Below are 14,494 nucleotides of genomic sequence, written 5' to 3'. Positions count from 1 at the left end.
TCACCGCCGACTTGGTTAGATCAAGGTATGGCGACCTTGACGTTGAGTGCTGCTGACGAGGTACGGCGGCGCGGCCTCCGGCAGATGCGGTCGGTGGCGTTGTCGTTGCTGGTGTTCGCGGCCGTGGTCTACGTGGTCACGCTGCACCGGGACGGCGCCTGGGGGTACGTGAACGCGGCGGCCGAGGCCGCCATGGTGGGTGCGCTGGCGGACTGGTTCGCGGTCACCGCGCTGTTCCGCCGGCCGCTCGGGCTGCCGATCCCGCACACCGCGATCGTGCCGACCCGCAAGGACAGCCTGGCCGAGAGCCTGGAGCAGTTCGTCACCGAGAACTTCCTCTCCGAGGAGGTGGTGGCGGAGAAGATGCGGACCGCCGAGGTCAGCCGCCGGGCCGGGGAGTGGCTTGCCTCCGGCAACCATGCCGAGCGGATCGTGGCCGAGGGCGCGCGGACGATCGGCGCGGCCCTGCCGAAGCTCGGTGACGACGACGTGACCGCGTTCGTCCGCGGGTCGCTGCTGCCGCGGTTCGTCAAGGAGCCGCTGAGCCCGATCGCCGGCCACTTCCTGCAGTCGGTGGTCGACGACGGCGCGCACCACGCCCTGTTCGACCTGCTCATGGTCGAGGCACACGACTGGCTGCGCGACAACCGGGAGCTGCTGGCCGAGGTCGTCGGGCCGCGGGCGCCGCGGTGGTCACCGCAGTGGGTCGACCGGCTGGTGATCGACCGGATCCACCGCGAGGCGCTGGCCTGGCTGGCCGACGTCCGCGACAATCCGGCGCACGCGGCCCGGAAGGCGATCGACAAGCTGCTCAGCGAGCTCGCCGACGACCTGCAGCACGACCCGGAGGTGATGGACCGGTTCGAGACGTTCAAGGCCCGGATGCTGACGCACCCCGACATGGGGTCCAGCCTGACCGCCGTGTGGGACGCCGTCCGGACGGCGCTGATCGACTCGATCAACGACCCGGACAGCACGTTGCGGGTGCGCGGGACCAAGGCGCTGCAGGACCTGGGTCAGCGGCTGCAGGACGACGAGTCGCTGCGGTCGAAGGTGGACGCGCGGGCCGCCGAGGCGGTCGGGTACGTGATCCGCACCTACGGCAGCGAGATCGTCTCGGTCATCTCCGACACCATCGAGCGCTGGGACGGCCGCGAGGCCGCCGCCCGGATCGAGCTGCACGTCGGCCGCGACCTGCAGTTCATCCGCATCAACGGCACCGTCGTCGGCGCCCTGGTCGGCCTCATCATCCACACCGTCAGCGAGTTGCTCTGAGGTTGCGCTCCTCGGTGTCGCTCATCGGGTCACCGCCGACACGAGCAGGGCGACCCCGACGATCAGGTCGATGATGCCGCAGTACTCCGACCAGGGGCGGTTGACGATCGTGTTCGTCCGGAAGTGGTACGCGTCCCACGCGCCGTGCAGCAGCCAGCCGAGGCCGGCGAGCGCGATCGCGGCGGTCGACTCGGTCGCGACGACGAGGATCGTGATCGCGCCGAAGAACACCATGCCGGCGGTCTCCAGCGTGAACGTCGGCTCGGCGTACCGGCGCCGGACGATCGCCCATACCCACAGCACGACCAGGACCGCGACCATCCCTACGCCGGGCTCGACGGACCAGGCGCCGGCGGCGTCGAGGGTGTGGAAGACCGAGGCCACCGCGCTGAGGACGGCGAACGCCACCCAGGCCGTCCACGGCCGGCCGATCGCGTAGGCCATCACGTAGATCCCGGCCATCGTCGCGACCGCCGGGCCGAAGAACTCGGCCTCCCGGTCGAACCCGATGATCAGCGCGAGCGCGGCCGCGGCGGTGACCAGGGCCAGCCCGGTCGGCCAGCCTGCCGTCAACCCCCTGTTCGTCATGGGCCCGATCCTGCGGACACCAGCCCTCGAGTCGGCCGCCTCCGCGTGATCGCGTCCGGATCCTTGGGGAAGCGGACCGGATTCCTGCGGTGCGGCTCGGCTCCAGACGGCGCGCGTCAGCCGGCCTGCTGGCGACGGTACGTCGACGGAGGTACGCCGTACCGGTCGAGGAACGCCTGCCGCAGCGACTCGGTCGACCCGAACCCGCACTGCCGCGCGACCGCCACGAGCGGGGTCCCGGCCGACGCCACCAGGTGCGCCGCCGCCTCGGTCCGGACCCGGCGGACGTACTGCGCAGGCGTCTGCTCGACGTGGGTGAGGAACAACCGCGACAGGTGTCGCTCGCTGACGCCGGCGAACCGCGCCAGCGCCGGTGTGGCCAGGTCCGCGCCGAGGTGGCTGTGGATGTGGTCGCGGATCCGGCGGACGAGCAGGTCCCCGCTCAGCCGGGTCGCCACGAACATGCTCATCTGCGACTGCCCACCCGGCCGCTGGAGATAGGCGACCGTCCCCATCGCGACGCCGCGGGCGAGCGCCTCGCCGTGGTCCTCCTCGATGAACGACAACGTCAGGTCCAGCGCGCTCGTGACGCCGCCCGAGGTCGCGACATGGCCGTCCCGGATGTAGATCGGGTCGGCGTCGACCTGGACCTCGGGGTAGTTCGCGGCCAGCCGGTCGGCGTACATCCAGTGCGTCGTCGCCCGGCGGCCGTTCAGCAGGCCGCTCTCCGCGAGCACGGTCGCGCCGGTGCAGGCCGACGTCACCCGCCGGGCGAGCGCGGCGAGACGGCGTACGTGACCGACCAGCCGAGCGTCGGCCGCGGCCTTCTCGTGGCCGAGCCCGCCGGACACCAGCAACGTGTCGAAGGGTTCGTTGAACCGCTCGAGCGCGTCGTGCGCCTGCAGTTGCAGCCCCGAATCACACGTGACGGCCCGCCCACCCGGCGTCAGCAGCACCGCCTTGTACGGCGGACTCGCCCCGATCCGGTTCGCGATGTCCAGACACGACGTCACACACGCGACGTCGAGCAGTTCGACGCCGTCGTACGCCACCACCAGGACAACTCGTTCGCCCACCTGTCCACGATAGGCGCCCGAGTGTCCACCGTTAGCTGTTCAGTTGACGGTCCAGGTGTCGGAGCCGGTGACGAGCGCCTGCAGGTCACCCGTGCCCTGGGCTTCCTGGGAGGTGGTGATCTGCTGGCGGACCAGGTCGTCGTACGCCGGCCGGTCGACCTTACGGAAGACGCCGATCGGGGCCTGGTGCAGGACGCCGGCGTCGGTCAGCCGGGACAGGGCGAACGCGTACGCCGGGTCGTCGGTGTGCGCGTCGTGGACGACCAGGTCGGCCTCGCCGTTCGGCAGGTCGGCGACCTCACGCACGGCCAGCGAGGCGAAGCCGTCGCGGACCACGCCGAGGCGGCCGTCCTTGCCGAAGCGGATCGGCTCACCGTGCACCAGCGGGATGATCGCGTCGTCCCGGGTCTCCGGGTTCTTGAACGCGTCGAACGCGTTGTCGTTGAAGATCGGGCAGTTCTGGTAGATCTCCACGAACGCCGTCCCGCGGTGCTCCGCGGCCTCCCGCAGGACCTGGGTCAGGTGCTTGCGGTCGGAGTCGACCGTCCGGGCCACGAACGTCGCCTCGGCCCCGAGCGCCAGCGACACCGGGTTGAACGGGTTGTCGACCGAGCCCATCGGCGTGGACTTGGTCACCTTGCCCGGCTCCGAGGTCGGCGAGTACTGCCCCTTGGTCAGGCCGTAGATCCGGTTGTTGAACAGCAGGATCTTCAGGTTCACGTTCCGCCGGAGGGTGTGGATCAGGTGGTTGCCGCCGATCGACAGCGCGTCGCCGTCACCGGTCACCACCCACACGCTCAGGTCCGGCCGGGCCACCGCGAGCCCGGTCGCGATCGCCGGCGCGCGGCCGTGGATCGAGTGCATGCCGTACGTCGACAGGTAGTACGGGAAGCGGGACGAGCAGCCGATCCCGGACACCATCGCGACGTTCTCGCGCTTGATCCCGAGCTCCGGCAGGAACCCCTGGAACGCGGCCAGGACGGCGTAGTCGCCGCAGCCCGGGCACCAGCGGACCTCCTGGTCGGACACGTACTCCTTGCGGTTCTGCGGCTCGGTCGCGACCGGGATCCCGCTCAGACCGTTCGGCACACTCGGCATGCCGAGCTCGACCGTGCTCATCGTGCTCCCTCCGTCCTGAGGTGGCCGTTGGAGTCGGCCAGCGCCTCACCGTGCTTCAGGGCGGCCGCGGCCTCACCCAGGTGACGGGCGTCGTCGTCGATGCCCTCGGTCTCCTCGACCAGGTTGCCGATCACCTCGGCCAGCTCGGCCGCGCCCAGCGGCATCCCGCGAACCTGTGCGTACGAGACCACGTCGACCAGGTACTTCGCCCGCAGCAGCATCGCCAGCTGTCCCAGGTTCATCTCCGGGACCAGGACCTTCTCGTACCGGCCGAGGACGTCGCCGAGGTTCGGCGGGAACGGGTTCAGGTGCCGCAGGTGGGCCTGCGCGACCTTGCCGCCGACCTTGCGGACCCGGCGCACACCGGCGCCGATCGGTCCGTACGTCGACCCCCAGCCGAGCACCAGCACCTTGGCCTCGCCGTCCGGGTCGTCGACCTCGAGCGGCTCGATCGACCGGGCGATGCCGTCCACCTTCGCCTGCCGGGTCCGGATCATCAGGTCGTGGTTGGCCGGGTCGTAGGAGATGTTGCCGGTCTTGTCCTCCTTCTCCAGCCCGCCGATCCGGTGGTCCAGGCCCGCCGTACCCGGGATCGCCCAGGCGCGGGCCAGGGTCTCCGGGTCGCGCAGGTAGGGGAGGTACGCCGGCTCGCCCTTGTCGTTGGTCGAATTCGGCTCGAGGGTGAAGTCCGGGTCGATCGTCGGCAGGTCCTCGATCACCGGGATCTGCCACGGCTCCGAACCGTTGGCCAGGTAGCCGTCGGACAGCACGATCACCGGCGTCCGGTAGGTGACCGCGATCCGGGCGGCCTCGACCGCGATCGCGAAGCAGTCCGCGGGGGACTGGGCCGCGACCACCGGCAGCGGGGCCTCGCCGTTGCGGCCGAACATCACCTGCAGCAGGTCGGCCTGCTCGGTCTTGGTCGGCATCCCCGTCGACGGGCCGGCGCGCTGGATGTCGCAGACCACCAACGGCAGCTCGAGCATCACGCCGAGGCCGATGGTCTCCGACTTCAGGCTGATCCCCGGGCCGGACGACGTGGTCACGCCGAGCGCTCCACCGAACGACGCGCCGAGCGCGGCGCCGACACCGGCGATCTCGTCCTCGGCCTGAATCGTGGTCACGTTGAACCGCTTGAGCTTCGACAGTTCGTGCAGCACGTCCGAGGCCGGGGTGATCGGGTAGGCGCCGAGCACCAGCGGCAGACCGGAGCGCTGGGCGCCCGCCACCAGGCCGTACGCGAGCGCGAGGTTGCCGGAGATGTTGCGGTAGGTGCCGGTCGCCATGCTGGCCGGCTTCACCTCGTACCGGACCGAGAACTCCTCGGCGGTCTCGCCGAAGTTGTAGCCCGCCCGGAAGGCCGCGATGTTCGCGTCGCGGATGTCCGGCTTGCCGGCGAACTTGGTCTCCAGGAACGTGATCGTCGACTCGACCGGCCGCTGGAACAACCAGGACACCAGGCCGAGCGCGTACATGTTCTTCGCCCGGGAGGCGTCCTTGCGGGACAGCCCGAACTCCTTCACCGACTCCACCGTCATGCCGGTGAGGTTCAGCGGTACGACGTGGTAGGCCTCGAGCTCACCGGTCTCCAGCGGGTTCTCGTCGTACCCGATCCGCTTCAGGTTCCGCGCGGTGAAGTCGGCGGTGTCGACGATCAGGGTGGCGCCGCGCGGCACGTCGCGCAGGTTCGCCTTGAGTGCGGCGGGGTTCATCGCGATCAGCACATCGGGCGCATCACCAGGCGTCAGGATGTCGTGGTCGGCGAAGTGGAGCTGGAACGACGACACCCCCGGCAGGGTCCCGGCTGGTGCCCGGATCTCTGCGGGGAAGTTGGGCAACGTCGACAGGTCGTTGCCGAACGATGCCGTTTCCGCGGTGAACCGGTCCCCCGTGAGCTGCATCCCGTCGCCGGAGTCGCCGGCGAAGCGGATCACCACGCGGTCGAGCTGCTTGACCTCGATGGTCACTGTTCTGTTCATCTCCAAGTCCAAGCTTGGGTCGGCCGGCCGTTTCGTGGACGACGGTCGATCCCCCCAGTTGAGGGCGATAACCCCAATATTAGTTCGCCCTTAGTACGGAACCATGCGGAAGCCCCGGTGGTCCACAGCCTGGGACGCGGGTGTTGAGTGCTGGACCTCTGCGGTAGAAGTGAGACCTCCAGGGCGTCACCCTCCGCAGCCGCGCGCTTGCGATCCGGAACGGGAACCGGCAGGGTGGCGTCGGCACACTGTGATCCACCGGTTGGAGTTCCCATGGGCCGTCGCCCGCTGCTGCGTTCCGTCGTCGGACTGTCGGCCCTCGCGCTGACCGGATGCGCCGCCCCGGTGGCGCCCGCGGACAGCGCACTCAGTCTCGGCCGGACGGCGTCCGCCTCCGTCGCACCGGCATCGGTGACGGCGCCGGCGCGGACGGCGAAGATCCACAGCATCCGGACGACGGACGCGACGAAGGGCGTGATCACAGTGGTCGGCACGCTGTCGCCGGCGCCGAAGACGGGCACCCGGATCCCGCTGCACCAGTGGATCCCGTCCGCCCGCCGCTGGCAGGAGGTCGCCCACGGGTACTCGTCCGGGGCGAGCGTCACGATCAGGACCGTGCAGCCGGGATCGGTCCGGACCTACCGGATCGCGGTCGGCCCACAGGCGCCGTACGCGGCGGCCGTCTCGCCGATGATCAGCTTCAAGCACTACGTCTGGCGCGGCATCTTCCGGAAGGGCCTGCTGGCCGCCGGCGGGAATCGCGGGCCGCAGTTCACCGTCATCCCGCCGGCCGAGGGGCCGCGGCGGGCGGAGGCGGATCTGCTGGCGGACAAGGGTGGGTACGTCTGGGGCGACGTGAACTCGACGGGCTGCAGCTACGTCCGGAACTGGCTGGGCAACCTGACCGACGGCACCGTGCGGACGTCGCTGCACAACGGCACCAAGGCGATGACGTCGGTACTGCAGAAGCAGGAGACCGAGACCTGGCTGAACCACAAGATCCTCGGCGTCACCCGGCTCCGGCTGCAGGTCACCGACGTGAAGTCCGGCTACGGCCCGTACGTCGCGGTCGACTCGATCATGCTGTGTACGAACTAGACTTCTGCCCGTGTCCGAGAGCTATGGGGTCATCGCGGCGGTCGTCGTCCTCGGGCTGCTCGGACTGATCGGCGCGTTCGCGCTGAACAAGGCGCTCACCGTCACGTATCCGACCGAGGGCAAGCTCAAGACGTACGAGTCCGGCGTCGACCCGGTCGGCGAGGGCTGGGCCCAGGTCCACATCCGGTACTACCTGTTCGCCTACCTCTACGTGATCTTCGCCGTGGACGCGATCTACCTGTTCCCGTGGGCGACCATCTTCGCCGCCCTCGGCTTCGCCACCCTGGTCGAGATGTTCATCTTCCTCGCCTTCGTCGCGGTCGGCCTCCTCTACGCCTACCGCAAGGGCGTCCTCCGCTGGACCTGAGGCGGACCGCCAGGCCATCACAATCGACGGCGCTCGGCGCCGCCACGCTCAGGCCTGTCGGGCAGCCCGCGTTGTGATGGCCTGGGCGTCCGCATCGCCTGCCAGCGCGGCGGCGATCGCCCAGTCCTGGACGCCGACGCCGACCGACTTGAAGACGGTGCGGCCGGTCGAGGTGGGTGGTTGAGCGAGGGCCGGGCCGAGTTCGACCAGGTTGGTGACTGCTTTGGCGTGAACTGCGTCGATGATCTCGCCGGATTCCTCGAGGGCTGCTTCGCGCTGGTCGACCAGGACAGTCGACGCCGTGGCCAGCAGCTCGCGGGGGAGCTCGCGCATGGTGGGGCGGAAGGCGCCGATGGCGTTCACGTGGACGCGGTCCGGGAGGGCGTCGGCGTCGAAGAGCGGGGTGGACGACGAGGTCGCGCAGCAGATGACGTCGGCGTCCGCGATCGCGTCGTCGATGGACGTACTCGGGGTGAACTTCACGTCGGGGAACTCGCCGGCCAGCGTCTTGCTCAGGGCGGCCGCGCGGTCGGCCGAGCGACCGGTGACGGTGACCGCGGAGATACGCCGTACGGCGAGGACCGCGCGGACCTGGTCGGGTGCCTGCGCGCCGGTGCCGATGAGCGTGAGCCGGGACGCGTCGTCCGGAGCGAGCAGATCAGTGGCGACCCCGACGACAGCGCCGGTCCGCAGGGTCGTGATCGAGATGCCGTCCGCGACGAGTTGCCGGCCGCCGCCGGTCCAGATCACGGTCGCCCGGATCGCCGGCAGCTGGTCGAGCGCGATGCCGATTTTCTTCACCACCGCGGTCCCGGTCGGGGAGTGGTACGCCGACATCACCAGCACCGCACCGTCGCCGAAGATCTGCCGCGCCGGCAGCACGAAGTGCCCCGCGGCCAACTCCCGGAACGCGTCCCGCACGACGTCGATCGCCGTACCCATCGGCACCGCCCGCCGGACATCCTCAGCACTGAACACCTTCACCGCCCCGACGTTACTCTGGACCCCGCCGACACTCTGGACCCCGCCGAGCTAAGGGGAGCTGATGGACGAGCTGCACCGGGATGCGGTGGTGGCGGACGCGCACAACGACCTGCTGATGCTGGTCGCGCGGCGGCCGAAGGAGGTCTGGGCGGAGTACTTCCGGGACCGCTGGATCCCGCAGTTGCGGCAGGGCGGCATCGACGTGCAGGTGCTGCCGGTGTTCATCGACGACGAGTTCCGCCCGGAAGGATCGTTGCGCGAGACGCTGCGGATGATCGAGGCCGCGCACCGCGTCGCCGAGGCCAACCCCGACGAGGTCGTGCTCTGTACGACGCCCGCCGACCTGGCCGGCCGCGGTGACCGGATCGCGTTGCTCCTCGCGCTCGAAGGCTGTCCGCAGATCGACAACGACCTCGAGCTCCTGCAGACCCTGCACCGGCTCGGCGTACGGATGGTGTCGTTCACGCACTTCGGCCGCAGCGCGCTCGGTGACGGGTCGGGTGAGGACGCCGCCGGCAGCCGGCTCACGCACGCCGGTGTCGAGGCGGTCGGCCTGCTCGAGGAGCTCGGCGTACTGATCGACGTCTCGCATGTCGGCCGCGGCGGCGTCGAGCACATCCTCGAGCTGGCGACCAAGCCGGTCGTCGCCTCGCACTCCAGCGCGTTCGCGCTCCGCGAGCACCACCGCAACCTGACCGACGAGCAGCTCCGCGGCATTGCCGCGACCGGTGGCGTCGTCTGCGTGAACTTCTTCGCCGGCTTCCTGACCGACGCTGAGAAGCCGACGATCGACCACCTGGCCGACCACCTCGAGTACGTCGTCGACGTCGCCGGCGAGGACCACGTCGGGCTGGGCAGCGACTTCGTTGCGGAGGTGTTCGCGGAGAAGATCCCGGCCTGCGACCGTCCGCTGATCGTGCAGGGCCTGGACGCCGAGGTGTACGTCCCCGGCCTCGAGGGACCGGCCGGCATGCCGCTGGTCACCGAGGCACTGCTCCGCCGGGGGATGCCGGAAGCGACCGTCCGCAAGGTCCTCGGCGAGAACCTGATCCGCGTCCTGTCGAAGGAGTGAGACCGTGCAGACCTGGCTCGACGAGAACCTCGCCCGCCTGATCGGGAAGTACGACGTACCGGCCGCGTCGATCGCGGTGCTCGCCGACGGCGAGGTGAGCGCGGCCGCGGCCGGCGTGCTGAACCTGAACACCGGCGTCGAGGCGACCACCGACGCGATCTTCCAGGTCGGCTCGATCACGAAGCTGTGGACGACCACGCTGATCATGCAACTGGTTGCCGAGGGCAAAGTGGACCTGGACCGCCCGGTGCGCGACTACCTGCCCGAGCTCAAGCTCGCGGACGAGGAGGTCGCGGCCGCGGTCACGCCCCGGCACCTGCTGGTCCACACCGGCGGCTTCTCCGGCGACGCCTTCACGCCGACCTCGCGCGGGGACGACGGCGTCGAGCTGTACGTCCGCGACGTCGCCCCCGGACTCGCCCAGGAGGTGCCGCTGGGTGCCGGCTTCTCGTACAACAACGCCGGCTTCGTCATCCTCGGCCGGATCGCGGAGGTGCTGCGGGGCAAGCCGTACCACGAGCTGCTGCGCGAGCACATCGCCGTACCGCTGGAGCTGGAGCACGTGGCGACGATCCCGGACGAGGCGTTGCTCTACCGGACCGCGCTCGGGCACGTCTCGCCGACGCCCGGGGCGCCGTTGCGGGCCGCGCCGCAGTGGAGCCTGGTGCACGCGATGGGGCCGGCGGGAGCGTTGCTGTCGATGAGCGCTCGCGACCTGATCGGCTTCGGCCGCGCCTACCTGGACGCGACCCTCCTCGACCGGGCCGCGATCGACAGCCTGTGGGAGCCGCAGGTCGACGTCCCCGCGATCGGCGGGTTCGCCGACCGGTGGGGGCTCGGCTGGATGATCTTCACCGTCGACGGCGGCCCGCTGTACGGCCACGACGGCGGCACGATCGGGCAGTCGGCGTACTTCCGTCTGGTCCCCGGCAAGGGCGTCGCGGTCGCTCTGCTGACGAACGGCGGCGACTCCCCGGCCCTGTACGACGAGCTCGTCGGCCACGTCCTGCGGGAGACCGCCGGGGTCGAGCTGCCGAAGCGACCGGTGCCCCCGACCGAGCCGGCCGCGATCTCGCCCGACCTGGTCACCGGCCGGTACGACGGGGTGCTGACGAGCGTCGCGGTCACGGTCGAGGACGGCGAGGTCTGGGCGCTGGAGGCGGCCGTCAGCGAGGAGGCGAAGGCGGTGCTGCCGGAGCCGCGGCGGAAGCGGTTCGTCGGGCTGGACGAGTCCCGGCTGATCGCGGCCGAGCCGGAGCGTGGGGTGCACGAGGTGCTCGCGTTCCGTGATCCGGTCGGCGGGCGAGCGGCGTACCTCTTCCACGGGGGCCGGCTGACCCCTCGCGGTGACTGAGCGTAGTTTTCCTCCAGGCTGACGAATCGTTGCCCGATCACCCTTTGTGATTGCATTTGGCAACGAACGTCACGAAGTCGGCCGCCGGCATAACGGAATGCGTACACCCCGTCGCCAATCGCTGAGATCGCAGCTATGGTGATCACGCGGGGACACGGGGTGTACACAGGGCGGTGAGGCTATGTCGTGGCAACTCTGGGTGGTGATCGCGCTGGTCGCGGCCGGAGTCGTGGTACTGGCCGTGACAAGAATGCGGCACGCGCAGCACGTCTTCGACGACATCACTCAGCTGGACGGACCGACGGAGAGTAGCCGGCCGGGCCTCTCCGACGACGAGATCGCCCGCGCGCGAGACCGCGCCGCGGCACGGGCCAGGCAGGCCGAGGAGGACACCGGTCGCCGCCGCGGCCACGGCTGAGTGCCGGTAGCAGAACTCAAGAACGCCCGGGCCCCACACCCGGGTTCCGCCCAAACACCGATCGCTCGCGTTCGGCGGACACGCACAGCGCCGAACGTGAGCGACCCGGTGGATGGGCCCAGGCCGACCCGGCGCCCTGCCCGGGTCGAGCCGCCGGGCCTACGGACGGCAGTGGGCGCGGTCGGCCGCCGGCTCGGGTCGTCCAGTCGGCGGGGTCCTCGCGGTGGTTCAGTCGAGGAGGCCGTCGCGGCGGGCGACCGCGGCGGCTTCGGTGCGGGAGCGGACACCGAGCTTCGCCAGGATGTTGGAGACGTGCACGCTGACCGTCTTCTCGCTGATGTACAGCTCGCGCGCCAACTGCCGGTTCGTCCGGCCTTCGGCGAGCAGCGCGAGCACCTCGGTCTCCCGGGAGGTCAGGCTGGTCGCCCCGCCGCCACCGCCCTCCGCGCCACCGACCTCGTCGAGCAGCGGCTTCGACGCCAGCTCACGCCCGACCTCGGCGGCCAGCGCCACCTGCTCGTTCGCCTCTGCGACCCGGCCCGCGGCCCGGAGCGCGGCCGACAACCGCACCCGCGACCACGCCTGCTCGTAGACGTAGCCGTACCCGAACGCATCGACTGTCCGCTCCCACGCGGACACGTGCTCCTCGGGCGTCGGCGGGTCGATGCCGGTCAGCCATCGCAGCCGCTCCCACTCCGCCTCGAGTCGCGCCAGCCACGCCAGCCCTTCGACACCCATCAACCGCCCGGGCGGCAGCCCCTTCTCGGCGGTCGCGAGCCCGGCCGTCAGCAGCTCCGAGCCCTTGGCCACGAGCTCCGCGGCCGCGGACGGCTCACCCACCGCCCGGTGGCACAACACCTGCAACCCGAGCGTCGAGAACCGGATCCGCGCCATGAACCACTCGCTCTGGAACACGTCCTCGCACAGCGTGGACACGTCGGCGATCAGCTTCGCCGCCTCCGTCGGCCGGTCCAGCTGACAGTAGGCCGCGACGGCCGGTTGCAGCCCGATGATCGGCAGCATCACGTCGAGGTCCCACCAGTTGCGCAGACGCTCCAGCTCCTCCGCCACCGCGGTGTCGCCGCGCCCGCTCCGGACCGCGAACTCCACCGCGCGCAACGCGGCCGACGCCGCGTTCGGGGTCATCGAGTCGGTCCGCGCCGTGGCCGCCGCGTCGTCCCACTCACCGAGGACGAACTGGGTCAGCGCGAGCATCCGCCGCGCGTCGAACCCGTACGCCGCCCACTGCCGTCCGAGCTCCCCGGCCCGCCGCATCGCGAGCGCGAGTGCCGCCTTCGCGTTCTGCAGGTCGCCCTGCTCGTAGTGCGTCGAGCCGAGCAGGAACCGGCTCCGGATCTCCGCCGCCGCGTCGCCCGCCAGCTGCGCCCGGACCGCGGCCTCCTCCAGCTGCCGGACCGCGCCGACCGGATCCCCGGCCCGGCGACGGAGGACGGCCAGGGTGATCCCGGCGTCGCCCATCGCCGACTCCTGGCCGGCCTCACGGGCGATCTCGAGCGCGCGCAACGCCCACCGCTCGGCGTCCACCGGCCGGCCGAGCGCGTCCGAGACCCGGGCGTACAGCGATGCGACGTGGGCCTTGAACACGCTGGCCGGCTCGTCATTGACCAGCTTGAGCGCCTGCGAGATCGCTTCGTTCGCCTCTTGGTCCTGGTCGATGATCAGCGCGATGTCGGCCAGCGGCAGCAGCAGCTGGGCCCGCTGCAGCTTAGGCGCGTCCGCGGCCAGCTCGGCCAGCGCCTTGCGGAGGATCTTCAGCGCGCGCAGGTGCTGCGACGACAGCGTCGCGGCGGTCGCGGTCTCGACGGTCAGCCACGTCTTGTCGATCCCGCTCTCGGGCGACCGGTTCGGGAACAGCTCCATCGCCAGCTCGTAGTGCTTGAGCGCTTCCTGCGGCGCGGCGACCGAGATGGCCTCCTCACCGGCGCGGACCCGGGCCTCGAACGCCTCGGCCAGGTTGTGCGAGCGGGTCGCGTGCCCGGCCAGCTCGGCCGCCGTCCCCGCGACCGTCTGGTCCTTGAGCGCCTGCACGTACGCCGAGTGCTGCCGGACACGCTCGCCCGGCAACAGGTCGTCGTACACCGCCTCGGCCAGCAGCGCGTGGCGGAAGTAGTACCGATCGTTGGCCGGTACGTCGATGATGTGGGCGTCGATGAGCTCGCGCAGCGCGTTGTCGAGCTCGCGGTCGGGGAGCCCGGCGACCGCGGTGAGCAGGTCGTGCGGGACCCGGCGGCCCGCGACCGCGATCACCCGCGCGACCTGCCGGGCCGCGTCCGACAGCGGATCGAGCCGGACCAGGAGCAGGTCGGCCAGATCCGGCGGGACGACGTCGCCGTCGCCCATCGAGGCGGCCGCGACCAGCTCCTCGGTGAAGAACGCGTTCCCGCCGGCGCGCTCGAGGATGCGCCGTACCTCGGACTCCGGCAGCGGCTCGGTGACGAGCGAGTCCAGCAGGACGCGGGACTCGTCGGCGTCCAGGGGCAGCAGGTTGACCCGGCGTACGCGCGGATTGCGGGACCACTCGGCGATCGGGCGGCGGAGCGGATGCCGGCGGTGCAGGTCGTCGCTGCGGTAGGAGACGACCAGCGCCAGCCGCTGGGCGGTGAGCCGGGTGATCAGGAAACCGATCAGATCCCGGGTCGAGTCGTCGGCCCAGTGCGCGTCCTCGATGATCACCAGCAGCGGCTCGCTGGTCGACAGCGCGGTGAACGCGCCGAGCACGGCGTCGAACAGGGCCGCCCGGTCCAGCTGGGCCTCCTGCGGCACGGGCTGGGCGCCGATCAGGCGGTGGGTGGGCAGCAGTCGGCCGATCGCCGGGAAGTTGGTGAGCACGCTCTCGACCAGATCCGGCCGGTCGCCGGACAGCCGCCCGAAGATCTCGGAGAACGGCAGGTACGGCAGGCCGGCGTCGCCGAAGTCGGTGCAGTGCCCGACCAGGACGCCGAAGCCGCGTTCGTGCGCGCCGGTGGCCACCTCGTCGAGCAGCCGGGTCTTGCCGACGCCGGCGTCACCGGACAGCAGAACGGCGCCGGCGCGACGCGTCTTGGCGTCGTCGACGGCGCTGAGCAGGGCGGCCATCTCGGCAGAGCGGCCGACGAGAGGTGTCGAAGTCCAGGGCACGTCGTCCATCTTCGCCCCTGGAGCCG

12 protein-coding genes are annotated in these 14,494 nt (G+C 71.0%); 6 read left to right on the top strand and 6 right to left on the bottom strand.

What is annotated here, in order from left to right; translation table 11 throughout:
* The first annotated feature begins 27 nt into the window (after positions 1 to 27).
* Positions 28 to 1,275 (top strand): DUF445 domain-containing protein, encoded by a 1,248-nt coding sequence (locus tag ACQPYZ_RS32155; protein ID WP_433162681.1) that lies wholly within the window; start codon positions 28 to 30, stop codon positions 1,273 to 1,275.
* Positions 1,276 to 1,296: 21 nt separating this feature from the next.
* Here ACQPYZ_RS32155 and ACQPYZ_RS32150 read toward each other — a convergent pair whose 3' ends face one another.
* From ACQPYZ_RS32150 to ACQPYZ_RS32135, 4 genes are all read right to left on the bottom strand, one after another.
* Positions 1,297 to 1,863, bottom strand: a complete 567-nt coding sequence (locus tag ACQPYZ_RS32150) for a hypothetical protein (RefSeq protein ID WP_433162680.1) — start codon at positions 1,861 to 1,863, stop codon at positions 1,297 to 1,299.
* Between the two features lie 116 nt (positions 1,864 to 1,979).
* On the bottom strand, positions 1,980 to 2,939 hold the full coding sequence (locus ACQPYZ_RS32145) for a GlxA family transcriptional regulator (protein ID WP_433162679.1): 960 nt from the start codon (positions 2,937 to 2,939) through the stop codon (positions 1,980 to 1,982).
* A 39-nt stretch (positions 2,940 to 2,978) separates the two neighbouring features.
* The gene (locus tag ACQPYZ_RS32140) at positions 2,979 to 4,058 is read right to left on the bottom strand and encodes a 2-oxoacid:ferredoxin oxidoreductase subunit beta (protein ID WP_433162678.1); all 1,080 of its coding nucleotides are present in this window, start codon (positions 4,056 to 4,058) and stop codon (positions 2,979 to 2,981) included.
* Complete coding sequence (locus ACQPYZ_RS32135; protein ID WP_433162677.1) at positions 4,055 to 6,037, bottom strand: 2-oxoacid:acceptor oxidoreductase subunit alpha; 1,983 nt, start codon at positions 6,035 to 6,037, stop codon at positions 4,055 to 4,057. The genes ACQPYZ_RS32140 and ACQPYZ_RS32135 overlap by 4 nt, the downstream gene beginning before the upstream one ends.
* 273 nt (positions 6,038 to 6,310) lie before the next feature.
* Here ACQPYZ_RS32135 and ACQPYZ_RS32130 point away from each other — a divergent pair, with 273 nt between their 5' ends.
* Both ACQPYZ_RS32130 and ACQPYZ_RS32125 read left to right on the top strand, forming a co-directional pair.
* Positions 6,311 to 7,135, top strand: a complete 825-nt coding sequence (locus tag ACQPYZ_RS32130; RefSeq protein ID WP_433162676.1) for a hypothetical protein — start codon at positions 6,311 to 6,313, stop codon at positions 7,133 to 7,135.
* A 10-nt stretch (positions 7,136 to 7,145) separates the two neighbouring features.
* Positions 7,146 to 7,502 carry an NADH-quinone oxidoreductase subunit A gene (locus ACQPYZ_RS32125; RefSeq protein WP_433162674.1) on the top strand — a complete coding sequence of 119 codons (357 nt, stop codon included), beginning with the start codon at positions 7,146 to 7,148 and terminating at the stop codon, positions 7,500 to 7,502.
* 48 nt (positions 7,503 to 7,550) lie between these two features.
* Here ACQPYZ_RS32125 and ACQPYZ_RS32120 read toward each other — a convergent pair whose 3' ends face one another.
* On the bottom strand, positions 7,551 to 8,486 hold the full coding sequence (locus ACQPYZ_RS32120; RefSeq protein WP_433162673.1) for an ornithine cyclodeaminase family protein: 936 nt from the start codon (positions 8,484 to 8,486) through the stop codon (positions 7,551 to 7,553).
* 61 nt (positions 8,487 to 8,547) lie between these two features.
* Here ACQPYZ_RS32120 and ACQPYZ_RS32115 point away from each other — a divergent pair, with 61 nt between their 5' ends.
* The 3 genes from ACQPYZ_RS32115 (at position 8,548) to ACQPYZ_RS32105 (ending at position 11,330) form a co-directional block, all read left to right on the top strand.
* Positions 8,548 to 9,558 carry a dipeptidase gene (locus ACQPYZ_RS32115; protein ID WP_433162672.1) on the top strand — a complete coding sequence of 337 codons (1,011 nt, stop codon included), beginning with the start codon at positions 8,548 to 8,550 and terminating at the stop codon, positions 9,556 to 9,558.
* A 4-nt stretch (positions 9,559 to 9,562) separates the two neighbouring features.
* On the top strand, positions 9,563 to 10,912 hold the full coding sequence (locus ACQPYZ_RS32110) for a serine hydrolase domain-containing protein (RefSeq protein WP_433162670.1): 1,350 nt from the start codon (positions 9,563 to 9,565) through the stop codon (positions 10,910 to 10,912).
* A 181-nt stretch (positions 10,913 to 11,093) separates the two neighbouring features.
* Positions 11,094 to 11,330, top strand: coding sequence for a hypothetical protein (locus ACQPYZ_RS32105; RefSeq protein WP_433162669.1), 237 nt, complete (start codon positions 11,094 to 11,096; stop codon positions 11,328 to 11,330).
* Between the two features lie 228 nt (positions 11,331 to 11,558).
* On the opposite strand, the gene ACQPYZ_RS32100 is transcribed toward ACQPYZ_RS32105, so the two are convergent.
* Positions 11,559 to 14,477: a helix-turn-helix transcriptional regulator gene (locus tag ACQPYZ_RS32100; protein ID WP_433162667.1), complete on the bottom strand. Its 2,919-nt coding sequence runs from the start codon at positions 14,475 to 14,477 to the stop codon at positions 11,559 to 11,561.
* Positions 14,478 to 14,494 lie beyond the last annotated feature (17 nt).

Source organism: Kribbella sp. CA-247076 (assembly GCF_050942445.1).
Taxonomy (GTDB): domain Bacteria; phylum Actinomycetota; class Actinomycetes; order Propionibacteriales; family Kribbellaceae; genus Kribbella.
The sequence above is the reverse complement of the archived record's forward strand: the minus strand, read 5'-3'. Positions and strand labels throughout refer to the sequence as shown.

Bases quoted from the DNA above. Each gene is read 5' to 3' on its own strand.
- ACQPYZ_RS32135 (WP_433162677.1), bottom strand. From the start codon at position 6,037: ATGAACAGAACAGTGACCATCGAGGTCAAGCAGCTCGACCGCGTGGTG.
- ACQPYZ_RS32155 (WP_433162681.1), top strand. From the start codon at position 28: ATGGCGACCTTGACGTTGAGTGCTGCTGACGAGGTACGGCGGCGCGGC.
- ACQPYZ_RS32100 (WP_433162667.1), bottom strand. From the start codon at position 14,477: ATGGACGACGTGCCCTGGACTTCGACACCTCTCGTCGGCCGCTCTGCC.
- ACQPYZ_RS32105 (WP_433162669.1), top strand. From the start codon at position 11,094: ATGTCGTGGCAACTCTGGGTGGTGATCGCGCTGGTCGCGGCCGGAGTC.
- ACQPYZ_RS32130 (WP_433162676.1), top strand. From the start codon at position 6,311: ATGGGCCGTCGCCCGCTGCTGCGTTCCGTCGTCGGACTGTCGGCCCTC.
- ACQPYZ_RS32150 (WP_433162680.1), bottom strand. From the start codon at position 1,863: ATGACGAACAGGGGGTTGACGGCAGGCTGGCCGACCGGGCTGGCCCTG.
- ACQPYZ_RS32115 (WP_433162672.1), top strand. From the start codon at position 8,548: ATGGACGAGCTGCACCGGGATGCGGTGGTGGCGGACGCGCACAACGAC.
- ACQPYZ_RS32140 (WP_433162678.1), bottom strand. From the start codon at position 4,058: ATGAGCACGGTCGAGCTCGGCATGCCGAGTGTGCCGAACGGTCTGAGC.